Source organism: Solibacillus sp. CAU 1738, from assembly GCF_039888725.1.
Lineage (GTDB): Bacteria > Bacillota > Bacilli > Bacillales_A > Planococcaceae > Metasolibacillus.
The window spans coordinates 14204-30564 of sequence record NZ_JBDQQN010000013.1 but is presented as its reverse complement, the minus strand read 5'-3'; the positions used below and the strand labels follow the sequence as shown (position 1 = coordinate 30564).

The window sequence follows — 16361 nt, the reverse complement described above, 5'->3', positions numbered from 1 at the left end:
ATAGGTTCGAGGTGGAAGTGTGGTGACACATGGAGCTGACGAATACTAATCGATCGAGGACTTAACCAAATATAAAACTTATTTCAATGAAACGTTTATCCAGTTTTGAAAGAATAATTCTTTTAAAAGGGTTTCAAGATACTCTGTATTTTGAAAGCCAAAATAGTTTAGTGATGATGGCAAAGAGGTCACACCCGTTCCCATACCGAACACGGAAGTTAAGCTCTTTAGCGCCGATGGTAGTTGGGGGCTTCCCCCTGTGAGAGTAGGACATCGCTAAGCAACTCAAAAAAACCACTATTTATAGTGGTTTTTTTTTATACATTGGAATGCTAAAGAAAGAACATTCAAACTCATAGGGTATTACACTTTTTCATAAATGATAATTTGTAAAAAGTGCATAGACAGGGCAGCACCAAGAAGTACAAGGAATTACTTAAAGGGCGGCTAATATTACGCTCATCAGTCTTTACTTCTTTGGGTTAGCTTCCTATATCCCGAAAGGTCCGGGTACTGCAAAGCAAATAAACAGCCAAATTTTCAAATCATTTTTGCGAAGCTATTTTTTCGAATATTAACAGAAAAATATAACCGAGTTTATTTATAAATATTGTTAAACTAAACGAACAAAGAATTAGCTGTATTAATTACGTTATAAAATCACATTGTAATAATGGAAAAAGATAAAATTAATTAATAGGGGCATAAATAGTATTGTTTATTGTGCAAATACTATAGAGATTACTTATTGTTTTATATAGAAACGTGTCGTAGAATGGGGGAATTTCTAATAAACTTTGAAAGAAAATGTGCTTATTTTAAGAGTATTTTTACCACTTAATAATCAAGTGGAATAGTCCGAATAGTTTTTCTTTTTAAAGTTTCTTGACACTAACAAGTCGCGTTGTTAACCTTACAATAATATTCTTTTACTAGGAGGAATTTTTCGAAATGTGGGAAACAAAATTTGCTAAAGAAGGTTTAACATTTGATGATGTATTATTAGTACCAGCAAAATCAGAAGTGTTACCAAAAGACGTTGATTTATCTGTACAATTAACTCCAAAAATCAAGTTAAACATTCCAATGGTGAGTGCAGGGATGGACACAGTAACAGAAGCAAAAATGGCGATTGCAATGGCACGTCAAGGTGGTCTTGGTATTATCCATAAAAACATGACAATTGACGAGCAAGCTGAAGAAGTAGAAAAAGTAAAACGCTCAGAAAACGGTGTTATTACAAATCCATTCTTTTTAACACCAGAGCACCAAGTATTCGATGCAGAACATTTAATGGGTAAATACCGCATTTCGGGTGTTCCAATTGTAAATAACATGGACGATCAAAAATTAGTCGGAATTATTACAAACCGTGATTTACGTTTTATCTCGGACTACTCTTTAAAAATTGATGATGTCATGACGAAAGAAGATTTAATTACTGCTTCAGAGGGAACGACGCTAGAAGATGCAGAAAAAATTCTTCAACAATACAAAATTGAAAAATTACCTATCGTTGATAACACAGGTAAGTTAACTGGCTTAATTACAATTAAAGATATCGAAAAAGTAATCGAGTTCCCAAATGCAGCAAAAGATGTTCATGGTCGTTTAGTTGTTGGGGCGGCAGTTGGTGTATCAAAAGATACGATGCCACGTATTGCGAAGCTTGTAGAGGCACAAGTAGATATTATTACTATTGATACAGCGCACGGGCACTCACAAGGAGTACTTGATACAATTAAAGCAATTCGTGCAGCATATCCTGACTTAGAAATAATTGCAGGTAACGTAGCTACTGGCGAAGGGACACGCGCATTATTTGAAGCTGGTGCTGACGTAGTGAAGGTTGGAATTGGTCCAGGTTCTATTTGTACAACACGTGTAGTAGCGGGCGTAGGTGTTCCTCAAATTACAGCTATATATGATGCGGCATCAGTAGCACGTGAATATGGTAAAGCAATTATCGCGGATGGCGGTATTAAGTATTCTGGTGATATCGTAAAAGCTCTTGCTGCAGGTGGACATGTTGTAATGCTAGGATCACTTTTAGCAGGTACTACTGAATCTCCAGGTGAAACAGAAATTTTCCAAGGACGTCGTTTTAAAGTATACCGTGGTATGGGTTCACTTGGCGCAATGGAAAAAGGTTCAAAAGATCGTTACTTCCAAGAAGATGCAAAAAAATTAGTACCAGAAGGAATTGAAGGGCGTCTTCCTTATAAAGGGCCTTTAGCTGATACGATTCACCAATTAGTTGGCGGTGTTCGTGCTGGTATGGGTTACTGTGGAACAGCCAATTTACAAGCACTACGTGAAGAATCTCAGTTCATTCGCATGACGGGTGCAGGTCTTCGTGAATCACATCCACATGATGTACAAATCACAAAAGAAGCACCAAACTATTCAATGTAATATAAAACTGCAACTTTTACACTCTTCTAACGTCAAAAATTGATGTAAGAAGAGTGTTTTTTATTAGGAACATACCGCATTTAACAAGGATTTTATGATAAAATGACGGAAGATAAGAAAACTTATATTTAACGGAGGTAGCCTTGTGAATAAAGTAAGCACTAAAATTGTCAGTTTACTGATGATTCCAATGTTGCTACTGAGCCTGTTTGTAGCAGTGCCAGCAACAAAAGCAGAAACAGATTTAGGTTTAACAGTCGATGCAGCGATTTTAATTGATGCAGACTCGGGGAAAATTTTATATGAACAAAATGCGAATACGCCACTAGGTATTGCGAGTATGACGAAAATGATGACGGAATACTTATTACTAGATGCGATTAAAGCAGGTACAATCACTTGGGATCAAGAGTATCATGTTAATGAATACACATATAAAATGTCTCAAAATCGTGCATTAAGTAATGTGCCGCTGCGCGCAGATGGTATATATACAATTCGTGAATTATATGAAGCTATGGCGATTTATTCTGCCAATGCAGCAACTGTAGCAATCGCTGAAACAATCGCAGGGTCAGAAGCTGAATTCATAAAACTTATGAATAAGAAAGCAGAAGATTTAGGGCTTGAAGGCTATAAGTTTGTAAACTCTACAGGCTTAAATAACGCAGATTTGTTCGGTAAGCATCCAGATGGTACAGGTGCTGAAGATGAAAACGTTATGCCAGCAAAATCTGTGGCAAAACTTGCATATCATTTATTAAAGGACCACCCGGAAGTACTAGAAACATCTAAAATTGAAAAAAAGAAATTCCGTGAAGGAACAGACGATGAGATTGAAATGTCGAATTGGAACTTCATGCTACCAGGCTTAGTTTATAAATACGAAGGTGTGGATGGCTTAAAAACAGGTACAACAAATTTTGCTGGTTACTGCTTCACAGGAACAGCTGAGCGCAACGGTACACGATTAATTTCAGTCGTGATGAAAGCAGTCGATGAAAACGGTGTAGGTTCTTATGCAGCTCGCTTTGATGCTACTGCGAAACTATTCGACTATGGTTTCGGTCAGTTTTCTAAGCAAGAAATTTTACCAGCTAACTATGTATTCGAAGATAAAAAATCAATACCTGTAACAAAAGGTAAAGAGGACAGCGTAAATATTGCGGTAAAAGAGCCAATTTCATTCATGGTGAAAACGAATGAGAAGGATTTATATAAGCCGGTACTCACATTATCGAAAGATGAACTGGAAGCAGCAGTTGAAGAAGGTACAGTCGTTGGACAAGTAGTTATTGAGCGTACAGAAGGCACAGACTACGGTTTTATCGACGGTAAGGAGTTTACAGCGGATGTTGTAACAACAAGTGCTGTAGAGCGTGCTAGTGGCTTTTCATTATTCTTCCAAGGAATCGGTAACTTCTTCAGTAATCTTTGGAGTAGTGTAACAGGTCTCATTGGTGGTTTATTCTAAAATAAATAAAATTCAAGGAATTGTCTCTTTTCGAGGCAATTCCTTTTTAATATTGAGCAAATATGTACAAAGACAACAATCGGAGTATTCCGTGGGAAATGAAAACATTAGGTGGTTACGAAAAAAAGATATATTAAGAACATCTTTTAATGACTTTTACAAAATAAAAAGTAGTATAAAGAAAAATCTATATCCGAATTATGCGAGTGTCGTCCAATCAACCTTAAAAGTACAGCTATTGAATAAAGATTTTTTTTCGTGCACTATTCGAAAAAGACCTATTAGAACAGCTACTAACCTCTTATAAGAGCATCGTTTTGTTTTCTGATGCTTGGTAAATAATAGTAGAATCCTTCGCGTCTTGCATTCTTTATACAGATTGGTTCATGGTTTGAAGACTACCATATTAAATTAGCGGAGCATTAGCATTTGCTAACGCCCCAAATCTTCATTAACTTATGAATATGTTGTTCAATTTGTTCGAGTGGAATGCCACCAAAACCTAATAAAAAAGTAGGTTGGCCGAGCGGAATAGGTGCGAATAAATAGTTTGAAATGGGTAAAATATAAATGTCATTTTGTGCAGCGAGTTGCTGTAATTCAAACTCTGATTTTTCATGCGGCACTTGAATTAATATATGCATACCCGCAATATCCCCAGAAACTTCAATCGACGGATAATGTTTGTCTAATATAGAAATTAATTTGTCATGCTTTTTCCGATAAATTTTACGCATGCGATTTAAATGCTTAGCAAAATGTCCATCTTTCATAAAGTGCGCTAAAATATGCTGATCAAAGCGAGGTACTGTTGCTGAATAATAGCTTAATATTTCGTTATAGCGAACTAAGAGCGCGTGTGGTAATACGAAATAAGCAACGCGCAGAGAAGGCATAAGTGATTTTGTAAAGGTGCTCATATAAATGACCTTATCGTTTTGATCGAGTCCATGCAAAGCGGGAATTGGTTTTCCAATATAACGAAATTCGCTATCGTAATCATCTTCTATAATATATCGAGATACTTTTTGTGATGCCCATTTTAATAATTGCGTGCGCCGTGCTGCAGATAATACTGCACCGGTAGGGAATTGATGTGAAGGTGTAATATACACTAAGTTTGCATCAGTTTTTTCGAGTTCATCAATTTGCAAGCCGTCTGCATCTACATTGACAGGAACTATTGATTGCTCATATTGATTTCGCGGGATCGCGGAGTAACCCGGGTTTTCAATTGCCATTTTTGCTCCATCGAATAGCCGTAAAATCATCGGCATTAAATGCTCTGTCCCAGAACCAATAACAATTTGCTCCGGTGTACAGTTAATGCCTCGTGATTGATATAAATAACTGGCGATTTGGACGCGTAGCTCGTATTCCCCTTGACGATCCCCTATTTGTAGGAGCTCTTTAAAACTTGTATCGAGCATCTCTTTGGCATATTTACGCCATATTGTAAAAGGAAAAGAATCTTCATCAATTTTGCCGGGTGAGAAATCGGTAGCGTAGTTCTTTTTTTCGTACGCTGGCAAAGTATTTGTCTGCTTTTCGATAAAAGGTAACTCATCAATTTCTTCAACGAAATAGCCGATGCGTGGCTTCGAAGCGATATAGCCTTCTGCAAGGAGCTGTCCATACGCAAGCTCAATAGTTGTTTGGCTAATATTTAAAAAATCCGCAAGCTGTCTTTTAGATGGCAATTTTTCCCCGACTGTAATTTTTTTAGTAATAATGGCTTCTTTAATGCCGGTATAAAGCTGCTCATAAAGCGGTTTTCCAATGTGTTTTTCTAATTGAAAAAGTAATAAATCCATTATCCACCTCTTAACTGACCACCTTAAATTTTACTAAACTGAATATTCCGAAATGGTCAATTTCTATTATACTAAACATCATCACAAAGGTGGAGGTAGAAAAATGAAACAATTAGGAACTGATATGCTTAAACGTGGGATGGCAGAAATGCAAAAGGGTGGCGTCATTATGGACGTAATTAATGCAGAGCAAGCTAAAATTGCTGAAGCTGCAGGTGCAGTAGCGGTAATGGCATTAGAACGCGTACCATCAGATATTCGAAAAGCGGGCGGCGTAGCACGCATGGCTGATCCGCGTATTGTGGAAGAAGTGATGGGGGCGGTATCCATTCCTGTTATGGCAAAGGCGCGTATTGGTCATATTGTCGAAGCACGTGTGCTAGAGGCAATGGGAGTTGACTATATTGACGAAAGTGAAGTATTAACACCAGCTGATGAAGAGTACCATTTATTAAAAAGTGATTATACAGTACCGTTCGTATGTGGCTGTCGCGATTTAGGAGAGGCTGCACGTCGAATTGGTGAAGGAGCTGCTATGCTGCGTACGAAAGGTGAGCCGGGGACAGGTAATATTGTTGAGGCTGTACGCCATATTCGTAAAGTGAATGCACAAGTACGAAAAGTAGTTAGTATGACAGAAGACGAACTAATGACAGAGGCAAAATTATTAGGTGCATCATTTGAGTTACTACGTGAAATTAAACGTAATGGACGTTTGCCAGTTGTAAATTTTGCAGCAGGTGGTGTAGCTACTCCTGCAGATGCGGCACTAATGATGGAGCTTGGCGCAGATGGAGTATTTGTTGGTTCGGGTATTTTTAAATCGGAAAATCCAGAAAAATTTGCGCGTGCTATTGTAGAAGCAACGACGCATTACAAGGACTACAAGCTTATTGCTGAAATTTCAAAAGAGCTTGGTGTACCGATGAAAGGTATTGATATTGCACAGCTAGGACAGCATGAACGTATGCAAGAGCGAGGCTGGTAAGATGAAAATCGGCATTTTAGCATTACAAGGTGCTGTTAGGGAACACGCACAAATGCTTGAAGCGCTAAACTGTGAGGTAGTTCTTGTAAAAGAAGTACAGCATTTGCCGCAATTAGACGGCCTCATTTTGCCTGGTGGAGAAAGTACAGCGATGCGAAAATTATTAGAGCGCGGTCAGTTACTTGAGCCGATTCGTGATGCGATTTCAAATGGGCTACCTGTTTTCGGTACATGTGCAGGCTTAATATTACTGGCGCGTGAAGTAATCGGGCAAGAGTCCCATTTTGCTGTAATGGATATTGTAGTAGAGCGCAATTCCTATGGTAGGCAGATTGATAGCTTTGAAGTGGAGCTACCAGTCAAACATATTGATGATGATGTGAAAGCTGTATTCATTCGTGCACCGCATATTGTGGAAGTTGGAAAAGATGTAGAGGTGCTTGCCACATTTGAAGGGAAAATCGTGTTAGCGAGGCAGCAACATATGCTAGGTTGTGCTTTTCATCCGGAATTAACGACTGATTTACGATTGTTACGTTACTTTGTTGAAAAAGTTGTAGCAATGTAGCTTGCAAAAATAAATCGCATATAGTACAGTATGGTTAAATTTTAAATTGTGAATGCGATGATAGGAAATAGTAACAAGCTCGTTTTTTCTTAGAGAGTTAGCGGTTGGTGAAAGCTAATAAAAGCACTTGTGAATCCGTCCTTGAGTTGTCTTGCTGAAATTAAAGTAGGCGAGACCGGTGACTAAAGCCGTTATGACATAAGTGGAATAGGCACATAATGTGTTTATTCAATTAGGGTGGCAACGCGGGTAGCTCTCGTCCCTTTCCAGGGGATGAGGGCTTTTTTGTGTTTTAACGCACTAGCAGGGCAAAGCGGAACGACTATCATCAAATAAACGAAACGGAGGAATAAACATGTTAGATATTAAACGTGTTCGAGACAATTATGAAGAAATAAAAAAGGTACTTCTTACACGTAATGAAGACTTAGGAAATATTGATGAATTTGAAGCGTTAGATGCAAAGCGTCGTGATTTAATCGCAAAAACAGAAGTATTAAAAGCGGAGCGCAATAAAGTATCTGAGCAAATTTCTGTTATGAAACGTAATAAAGAAAATGCCGATGAAGTGATCGCACGTATGCGTGAAGTAGGCGATGAAATTAAAGTATTAGATAATGAATTACGTGAAGTAGAAGAAAAGTTCGACTACATGATGATGCGTCTGCCAAACATTCCACACGAATCTGTGCCAGTTGGAGAAACGGAAGATGATAATGTAACTGTCGCTACTTGGGGAGACATCCCAACATTCGATTTCGAACCAAAGCCACACTGGGATATTGCAACTGACCTTGAAGTAGTCGATTTTGAGCGTGCAGGTAAAGTAACGGGTAGCCGTTTCTTATTTTACCGTGGTTTAGGTGCCCGTTTAGAACGTGCATTAATGAGCTTTATGATGGATCTACATTCTGATGAGCATGGTTATGAGGAAATGCTACCACCAGTAATCGTCAACCGCGACAGCTTAACAGGTACAGGTCAATTACCGAAATTTGAAGAAGATGTTTTCAAATTAACAGATACGGATTACTTTATGATTCCAACAGCTGAAGTACCTGTCACAAACTTCTATCGTGATGAAATTATTGATGGAGACATGTTGCCAAAAGGATTTGCGGCATTCAGCGCTTGCTTCCGTTCTGAAGCAGGTTCAGCGGGCCGTGATACTCGTGGTTTAATCCGCCAACACCAATTCAATAAAGTAGAATTAGTGCGTTTCGTAAAACCAGAGGAATCATATGAGCAATTAGAGTTATTAACTGGTCATGCAGAAAAAGTATTACAGCTTTTAGGTTTACCGTACCGCAAACTATTAATGAATACGTCTGACTTAGGCTTCACTGCAGCGAAGAAATACGATCTTGAAGTATGGTTCCCAACGCAAGATATGTACCGTGAAATTTCTTCTTGTTCAAATTTCGAAGACTTCCAAGCGCGCCGTGCAAACATTCGTTTCCGTCGTGAGCATGGGGCAAAGCCAGAATATGTGCATACATTAAACGGTTCAGGTCTTGCTCTTGGTCGTACAGTTGCGGCTATTTTAGAAAATTACCAACAGGCAGACGGAAGCGTAAAAATTCCTGAAGTTTTAGTACCGTATATGGGCGGAAAAACAGTTATTGCAGCACCAGCAAAATAAATGATGAAGGGCTCTCACTCGTGTGGGGGCCTTTTTTTAAAAGGGGGAGTCGAAATGAACATTTTACAGTTTACAGAGTTGCCACAGGATTTGGTCGATGGCATGCAAATTGTACATAAACTAGTTTTTGATGAAGTATTTAAGCCAGAAAAGCTTATTGGTAAACAAAATTTTTGCGCGTTTTTAGCGGTAGAGGATGACATTGTTGTAGGATTTAAATTTGGTTACGAACAAGAAGATGGTGTGTTTTATAGCTGGCTAGGTGGCGTCCATCCCGTATACCAGCAGCGCGGCATAGCCAGTCGGTTAATGGAGGCACAACATACATGGTGTCAGCAGCAAGGCTATACGCGCATTCGGACATATGGGCGTAATGAGAAAAAGGCAATGCTTATCGTCAATTTGAAGGCAGGATTTGATATCGTTCACACATTTATAGATGATAAAGGTCGACATAAAATTGTGTTTGAGAAGGACTTGTTACAGTGATCTTATTATCGCCTATTCAAAATAAAAGAAATAACTGGAAACCGACGTATCGTTTTGATAAGTCGGTCTTTTTAAAAAATAAAATGTAATATATATGTGACAAAGTTAAAATATATGTTACAATCAATTTGAAAATATACCGGAAATTAGGAGGTGGGTTTTTGGTTGAAAGATATTCAGGTGAAAAATAGTGTCAAAATCCGAAGAATTGAATTGGGGCACTTAACGCAAGGTGATTTAGCAAAACTTGTTGGAGTTACACGACAAACTATGAATTTAATTGAAGCACAAAAATACAATCCAACAATTAAAGTTTGTTTATTAATTGCTGCAGCATTAGAAACGTCGATTGAAACACTATTTTGGATGGAGGATGAGGCATGAGCAAATTATTTACCTATGTACCACTTGTCTGCTTTTTAATAGTACTTTATGTGTTAGATAGCATAATGCTAAAGGGAATTTTACTTGGTATTATTGCCCCCTTACTTTTTTTAGCCAAATACAAGCGTGTGCAAATGCAAAAAGAAGAGATTGAATTTGATGATCGCGTGAATGCAAATATTTCTAAGTGGTCACTTAGAAGCCTGTTTGGATTGAATGCTGTTATGTTGTTACTCATAGCTACTAATCAACAAGGAATGTTTGATTTCAACATAAATCAGGAAATGGTACTACTATATTTAGTGTTAACACTATTTATCCCATTTTATGTAGTACCAGCAATCGTAAAACAATATTGAGGGGGATGGATGAATGGAAACGAATTTAATCATTATTAGCGCTATTTTTTTAGTATTTGGTTTTTTAGTAGGTGTAAAAAAGATGACCTGGTTATTAGCTGGATTTAACGAGAAGAGAGTTACGGACAAAACGAAACTTTCACGTCTTGTTGGTAGTACGATGGCCATTTTAGGGGCTGTTTTACTTGTTTGCGGACTTGTTGGTGTGGCAAACCCTGATTATTTTATAATGGCTTCCATTGGGATTATATTATTGCAAATAATATATGTGAATATGAAATTAGTTGAATAAATATAGAAAAACAAAGGGGATTATAGGATGAAAAGAGTGATTTTTGCAAGTATCATTGCATTAAGTTTAGTAGCATGTAACAAGGAAGAGTCAAAGCAAGAGACAAATAATGAGGTAATTAATAGTGACATTGCTGTGGATCCAACCTTGTTTGGTGAATGGAAAGGAAATATTGAGCTTCCAAATAGTCCACTTGAAATTATTGTTTCATTAAATGAAACAACAGGTGCATTATCTGTACCCATTCAAGGCATTGCAAATTTGCAAGCAGAGAGTATTAAGTTAAACGGTAATCAATTTGAAATGGCTATCACGCTCCAGGGACAAAAAATTGAAATTGAGGGAACACTGCATGAAGGAAAGATAAAGGGAACGTTCTCACAAAATGGTGGTACATTTCCTATCTCTCTAACGCATGTTGAACAAGGACAGGTTACAAATGAAACGTACGAGATGATTGATATACCAGTACAAGGCGGCACATTGAAAGCGGCTTTGCAATTATCTAATGATAAGCCAACAGACATTGCCATTATTGTGGCAGGATCAGGTCCTACGAATAAAGATGGCAACGCGGTAGGTATGACAAATAATAGCTATAAGATGTTAGCAGAAGGATTAGCTGAACAAGGAATAGCATCCATTCGATATGATAAACGCGGTATAGGGGATAATATTCAATTAGTAAATGATCCAACTGCTCTTACTATTGATGACTTTGCCAAAGATGTTGCGAGTATTGTTCAGTATGTGCAAAATGACGGGCGTTTTTCAGAAGTGCATATTATCGGTCATAGTGAGGGGGCATTATTAGCTTCGATAGCAGCACAGCAACAGCAGGTCGATTCCATAATCTTACTTGCAGGTGCTGGTCGTACAATTGATGAGGTAATACTGGAACAGCTAAGCGCTCAGCTACCACCTTCTTTGTTAGAAGAAAGTCAGTCAATATTTGCAACATTAAAATTAGGGCAAACTGTGGATTCTATTAGTAATGAATTGCAGTCTCTATTTGCTAAAGCTTCACAACCGTATTTAATGTCATGGTTAAAATATAATCCCGTGACAGAATTAGAAAATGCGAAAACGAAAAAATATGTGTTGCAAGGAACAACTGATTTGCAAGTATCTGTTGCTGATGCACAGAAATTAGGTGAAGTAGCCGATGAGGTTATGATAATCGAAGGAATGAATCATTTTTTAAAGAAGGCTCCATTAGATAGAGCAGAAAATTTAGCTACATACACTAATGCAGAGCTTGCTCTACACCCAGATATTTTGCCAGCGATCGTGGAGTTAATAGAGTAATCTAAAAATTTTTAGAAGGATGTCCAGAAAGTTGAAGTTTCTAGACATCCTTTCTTACTATTAGAAGAACAAGAACCCGATACTAATAATAATACCTGAAAAAATGAGTACCATTAAACAGAAGCCCATAATGTCCTTTGCTTTTAAACCGGCAATTGCAAGTGCAGGTAATGCCCAGAATGGTTGGATCATGTTTGTCCAAGCGTCACCCCATGCAATCGCCATCGCTGTTTTGGCATAGTCTGCGCCGAGTGTTGTAGCTGCATCAAGCATAATCGGTGCTTGTACGGCCCATTGACCCCCACCAGATGGCACGAAAATATTCACTAATCCAGCAGCGTAAAATGTGAATAAATAAAATGTATTTCCATTTGAAATACTTACAAACCATTCAGAAAATACTGCTGCTAAACCAGATGCAGTCATCATCCCCATAATACCTGCATAAAACGGAAACTGGAACACGATGCCTGTAGTTGTTTTAATTGCCTGCTGTGCTGCAGCAAGGAAACGTTGTGGTGTCCCGTGGAAAATAATGCCTAGCACTATGAAAATAGTGTTTACTACGTTTAAATCGAGTACAAAGCCTTTTGTTACAAAGTGATTAATTAAATAGACTAAACCGATAAGTCCAACAAAAATTGTAATTAAATAGCTACGTTCAGAACGACTGGCAAAATTATTTTCTGGAGTCGGTAATTCTTCTTTTTCATCGACTAACAGAGCTGGATTAATTTCGACAATATCTTCATCTTTCGGCATCATCCAGCGGTTAAAGAATGGTAATGTTACTAAAATAACAAGGACAATAAATAAATTGTATACTGAAAATAGTGTATCTGTTGTTGGTACAACACCCATTAAATCAGCAAATGGATGCCCTTCTGTTGCGATTGATAATGGAATAGAACCTGCTAAACCACCATGCCATACGACCATCCCTGAATAAGCGCTGGCAATTAATAAACGATAATCAACTTTTTTTACATGGCGAGCAACTTCTTTCGCAAATAGTGCCCCGATTACTAATCCGAAGCCCCAGTTAATCCAACATGCAATTAGTGAAATAAATGTTACGAAAATTATCGCTATTCCTGGTGTTTTAATTTTACTAGCAATAGTAGACAAGCCTTTTTTAAATACTGGACTATTTGCAAGTACATGTCCCGCGGCTAACACGACAACCATTTGCATAGTAAATGCAAGTAAACCCCAAATCCCATTTCCCCAATATCCGACCATATCGAGCGGAGAAGAATCAGTGAACACAACCCCAAGTAGCATAACGAGTGCTGTTAAAATTGCTACGAAAATATACGGGTCTGGAAGATATTTTTCCATTAACGTATTAGTAAAACGTGTTAAATGTTTCATATGTTTATGCCCCCTTTGATGAACTAAATATACTTTAATAATACAGAAAAAATAGAATTATAAAACAATAATTTAGTATGTTCGAGAATAATTCGGATATTAATGAGTGAAAAAGAGAAAAGTACAATTTTTAGACATATAATTTTAATATAGTATTTTTTATTGTAATAACAACGTTTTATGAAATTTTCGGGTGTTGAAGGATAATAAAAGTCGATGTCGAATTTAATCGTAAATGGACTAAAATGCATGAATAATATAACAAATTAGAATAAATGAGGGGATAGTATGGAGTTTAAAGATTTAAAATCGTTTATGACAGTAGTAGAGAATGGTAGTTTTACGAAAGCAGCGAATGAGAGCTATGTATCTCAGCCGTCTCTTAGTAAAAGTATAAAAAAATTAGAAGATGCGCTAAATGTTGATTTATTAGACCGCTCGACGAGACATGTCGGTTTAACGGATGCCGGAAAACTGGTATATGAGCAAAGCTATAAAATCATACAAGTAGTAGACGAACTTCATATTTTATTAGATGACTTAATGAATATTAAATCAGGTGTTATCAAAATAGGCATTCCGCCATTAATCGGAACCCTTTTTTTTCCGATAATTGCGAGAGCCTTTTTTATGCGTTATCCAGATGTTCAATTAAAGCTCATTGAGCGCGGTGCAAAAGCAATTGGATCATTAGTCGAGAATGGGCAAGTAGATGTTGGTTTCGTCGTATTGCCAACAGACGAGAGGCATTTTAAAATTACGCCGTTTATTGAGGATACATATTACATATTTTTAAATACAGCTCATCAATTAGCAGATCGAGAGTCCATTAGCCTACATGAGCTAAAACAAGAGAAATTTATTTTATTTACGGAGGAGTTTACGTTACATGATTATATTATCAAAACATGTCGTAATGCAGGTTTCCATCCGAATATTAGCTATAAAAGCTCGCAGTGGGATTTAATTATTGAATTAGTAGCATCAAATTTAGGAATAACATTATTACCGAAATCAATTTATGGGAAAATGACGAATAAAAATGTGAAAATAATCCCCGTACAAGATAATCATTTAACGTGGAGTTTAGGCATTATTACGAAAAAAAATGCTTATCAATCGTATGCACAAAAACAATTTTTGCAGTTAATAGAAGAGCAGAAAGAAGAAGGTGCATTCTATTATTCTAAAATCGAATAAATAAAAGTAATAACATTCCTTTACTGAGATTTTTGTGTAATGTAGAATTTTCATTAAGTTATACAGAAAAAGAGGTGTTTTTTATGGGGAACAATAAAGTTGTGTTTTCTTTCGATGAAGCTGTGGCTGATATACAAGATGGCAGCACATTAATCGTTGGAGGTTTTGGAATATGTGGAATTCCAGAAAAATTAATTGATGCGCTAAAAAATCGTGGTACAAAAGATTTAACAGTCGTTAGTAATAACTGTGGTGTGGATGATTGGGGTCTTGGCTTACTACTTGCCAATAAGCAAATTAAAAAGATGGTAGCTTCTTATGTTGGGGAAAATAAAATTTTTGAACAGCAATTTATTAGCGGAGAGCTAGAAGTAGAATTAACACCTCAAGGCACATTAGCTGAGCGTATTCGTGCAGGTGGTGCAGGTATCCCAGGTTTCTATACAGCAACAGGGGTTGGCACGCCAATTGCTGAAGGTAAGGAAGTAAAAGTATTTAATGGCAAAGAATATTTGCTAGAACAAGGGATTGTTGGTGATTTTGCATTAGTAAAGGCGTGGAAAGCAGATACGATGGGTAATCTCGTGTTTCGTAAAACATCTCGTAATTTCAATCCGATTGCTGCAACAGCAGGGAAAATTACGATTGCTGAAGTTGAAGAAATCGTAGAAGTAGGCGAGCTCGATCCAGATGAAATTCATACACCGGGTGTGTATGTGCAGCGTGTTTTACTTGGCGAGAATTATGAAAAGCGTATTGAACGCCGCGTTGTGAAGGGGGATGCTTAATATGCGTGATACGAGACAATTAGTTGTGAATCGTGCTGTACAAGAAATTGAAGACGGCATGTATGTAAATTTAGGCATCGGTATGCCAACGCTCGTAGCGGACGCGATTCCAGCTGGTGTAAATGTGATGTTGCAATCAGAAAACGGTATGCTCGGCATTGGCCCTTATCCAACAGAAGCCGAAGTCGATGCAGATTTAATCAATGCCGGTAAGGAAACTGTAACGGCTGCTATGGGAGCTGCCTATTTTGATAGCGCCGAGTCATTTGCGATGATTCGCGGTGGCCATATTGATTTAGCTATTTTAGGTGCGATGGAAGTATCGGAAACGGGAGATTTAGCAAACTGGATGATCCCAGGCAAGATGGTTAAAGGCATGGGGGGCGCGATGGATCTTGTTGTCGGTGCCAAACGTGTCGTTGTCATTATGGATCATGTGAGTAAACACGGTGAGTCCAAAGTGAAACAAGCATGCACATTACCTTTAACAGGTAAAGCAGTTGTGAATCGCTTGATAACGGATTTAGCTGTTTTTGATTTCACAGATGAAGGCATGGTATTAATTGAAGTAATGTCAGGAAGCTCAGTAGAAGAAATTCGTGAAAAGACGGAAGCGACATTTATTGTTGCGGCGCATTTACAGAAGTAATAGGGGAAGATTTGATTAAAAGTAATCTAGAGAAACATGAATATGTAAAAATTCATTCTTTAAATATAAGGCACTTTTTGTTCTTTTTTGAACAAGGAGTGCCCTATTTCTTTAGTAACAATTTATTTTAGTTAGGAGATTTTCGATATATTATCGGATTCTCACCCGGTTTTTAATTTGGAAGTTATGTTCATTTGAAGCTAGATAAATAATTCCTTCAAAAAAACCGATAATTGCTGGAATGTATGTCCAACAGAAAATTAAGTAAAGAATACCTCTCCCTATTTTCCCCATATAAAATTTATGGATACCAAATGCACCTAAGAAAATAGCTAGTAAGCCCGCAACAACTTTATTTTTCATTGGCCAAGATGGATCTACGCCAGGGTCAGCCCCACCATATACAGGAACAGTGTTTTGGAAATTTGGTTGCTGATATATTGGTTGTTGTACAGGCTGTTGAAAGGGTTGCTGTACAGAGGCTGCTTGTTGATGGAATGCTAATTTTTCCCCACAATATTTACAATTAGATGCAGCACTATCAGCTGGTGCCCCACACTGAGGACATTTGTTATTATTCATAGTGTATTCCCCTTTATATAGAAAATTTAACTAAA

Annotated in this window: 16 protein-coding genes, 1 rRNA gene and 1 other annotated feature; of the genes, 14 read left to right on the top strand and 3 right to left on the bottom strand. The window is 37.6% G+C overall.

Translation table 11 applies throughout. The annotated features are described in order from the left end of the window. Positions 1–166: 166 nt before the first annotated feature. The 3 genes from rrf to AAFN87_RS19770 all read left to right on the top strand — a co-directional run bounded on the left by rrf (position 167) and on the right by AAFN87_RS19770 (position 3889). Positions 167–282: ribosomal RNA gene (gene rrf / locus AAFN87_RS19780) — 5S ribosomal RNA — on the top strand. Between the two features lie 669 nt (positions 283–951). After that, entirely contained in the window at positions 952–2415 is a 1464-nt protein-coding gene (guaB, locus tag AAFN87_RS19775; RefSeq protein ID WP_347792781.1) for an IMP dehydrogenase, read from the top strand. 145 nt (positions 2416–2560) lie between these two features. After that, positions 2561–3889, top strand: coding sequence for a serine hydrolase (locus AAFN87_RS19770; RefSeq protein ID WP_481886501.1), 1329 nt, complete (start codon positions 2561–2563; stop codon positions 3887–3889). Between the two features lie 422 nt (positions 3890–4311). Here AAFN87_RS19770 and pdxR read toward each other — a convergent pair whose 3' ends face one another. Then, positions 4312–5703: a MocR-like pyridoxine biosynthesis transcription factor PdxR gene (gene pdxR, locus AAFN87_RS19765; RefSeq protein WP_347792780.1), complete on the bottom strand. Its 1392-nt coding sequence runs from the start codon at positions 5701–5703 to the stop codon at positions 4312–4314. A 103-nt stretch (positions 5704–5806) separates the two neighbouring features. On the opposite strand from pdxR, the gene pdxS reads away from it, so the two are divergent. The 8 genes from pdxS (at position 5807) to AAFN87_RS19725 (ending at position 11733) form a co-directional block, all read left to right on the top strand. Continuing rightward, complete coding sequence (gene pdxS, locus AAFN87_RS19760) at positions 5807–6691, top strand: pyridoxal 5'-phosphate synthase lyase subunit PdxS (protein ID WP_347792779.1); 885 nt, start codon at positions 5807–5809, stop codon at positions 6689–6691. 1 nt (position 6692) lies between these two features. Then, positions 6693–7259: a pyridoxal 5'-phosphate synthase glutaminase subunit PdxT gene (pdxT, locus tag AAFN87_RS19755; protein ID WP_347792778.1), complete on the top strand. Its 567-nt coding sequence runs from the start codon at positions 6693–6695 to the stop codon at positions 7257–7259. A 48-nt stretch (positions 7260–7307) separates the two neighbouring features. Next, positions 7308–7526: a binding site (T-box leader), on the top strand. 88 nt (positions 7527–7614) lie between these two features. Further along, positions 7615–8901, top strand: coding sequence for a serine--tRNA ligase (gene serS, locus AAFN87_RS19750; RefSeq protein ID WP_347792777.1), 1287 nt, complete (start codon positions 7615–7617; stop codon positions 8899–8901). A 54-nt stretch (positions 8902–8955) separates the two neighbouring features. Next, positions 8956–9390 carry a GNAT family N-acetyltransferase gene (locus AAFN87_RS19745; RefSeq protein ID WP_347792776.1) on the top strand — a complete coding sequence of 145 codons (435 nt, stop codon included), beginning with the start codon at positions 8956–8958 and terminating at the stop codon, positions 9388–9390. Between the two features lie 165 nt (positions 9391–9555). Next, entirely contained in the window at positions 9556–9774 is a 219-nt protein-coding gene (locus AAFN87_RS19740) for a helix-turn-helix transcriptional regulator (protein ID WP_347792775.1), read from the top strand. Then, on the top strand, positions 9771–10133 hold the full coding sequence (locus AAFN87_RS19735) for a hypothetical protein (protein ID WP_347792774.1): 363 nt from the start codon (positions 9771–9773) through the stop codon (positions 10131–10133). Before AAFN87_RS19740 ends, AAFN87_RS19735 begins: the two co-directional genes overlap by 4 nt. A gap of 13 nt (positions 10134–10146) precedes the next feature. Continuing rightward, positions 10147–10425, top strand: a complete 279-nt coding sequence (locus tag AAFN87_RS19730; RefSeq protein ID WP_347792773.1) for a DUF3784 domain-containing protein — start codon at positions 10147–10149, stop codon at positions 10423–10425. Between the two features lie 27 nt (positions 10426–10452). Continuing rightward, complete coding sequence (locus AAFN87_RS19725; protein WP_347792772.1) at positions 10453–11733, top strand: alpha/beta hydrolase; 1281 nt, start codon at positions 10453–10455, stop codon at positions 11731–11733. Between the two features lie 60 nt (positions 11734–11793). On the opposite strand, the gene AAFN87_RS19720 is transcribed toward AAFN87_RS19725, so the two are convergent. Further along, complete coding sequence (locus AAFN87_RS19720; protein WP_347792771.1) at positions 11794–13107, bottom strand: short-chain fatty acid transporter; 1314 nt, start codon at positions 13105–13107, stop codon at positions 11794–11796. Positions 13108–13395: 288 nt separating this feature from the next. Between AAFN87_RS19720 and AAFN87_RS19715 the strand changes: the two genes are divergently transcribed. The 3 genes from AAFN87_RS19715 to AAFN87_RS19705 all read left to right on the top strand — a co-directional run bounded on the left by AAFN87_RS19715 (position 13396) and on the right by AAFN87_RS19705 (position 15744). Further along, positions 13396–14307, top strand: a complete 912-nt coding sequence (locus tag AAFN87_RS19715; protein WP_347792770.1) for a LysR family transcriptional regulator — start codon at positions 13396–13398, stop codon at positions 14305–14307. 83 nt (positions 14308–14390) lie between these two features. Next, entirely contained in the window at positions 14391–15095 is a 705-nt protein-coding gene (locus AAFN87_RS19710) for a CoA transferase subunit A (protein WP_347792769.1), read from the top strand. 1 nt (position 15096) lies between these two features. Then, positions 15097–15744, top strand: coding sequence for a 3-oxoacid CoA-transferase subunit B (locus tag AAFN87_RS19705; protein ID WP_347792768.1), 648 nt, complete (start codon positions 15097–15099; stop codon positions 15742–15744). A gap of 150 nt (positions 15745–15894) precedes the next feature. On the opposite strand, the gene AAFN87_RS20120 is transcribed toward AAFN87_RS19705, so the two are convergent. Beyond that, positions 15895–16326 (bottom strand): NINE protein, encoded by a 432-nt coding sequence (locus tag AAFN87_RS20120; protein WP_481886500.1) that lies wholly within the window; start codon positions 16324–16326, stop codon positions 15895–15897. Positions 16327–16361 lie beyond the last annotated feature (35 nt).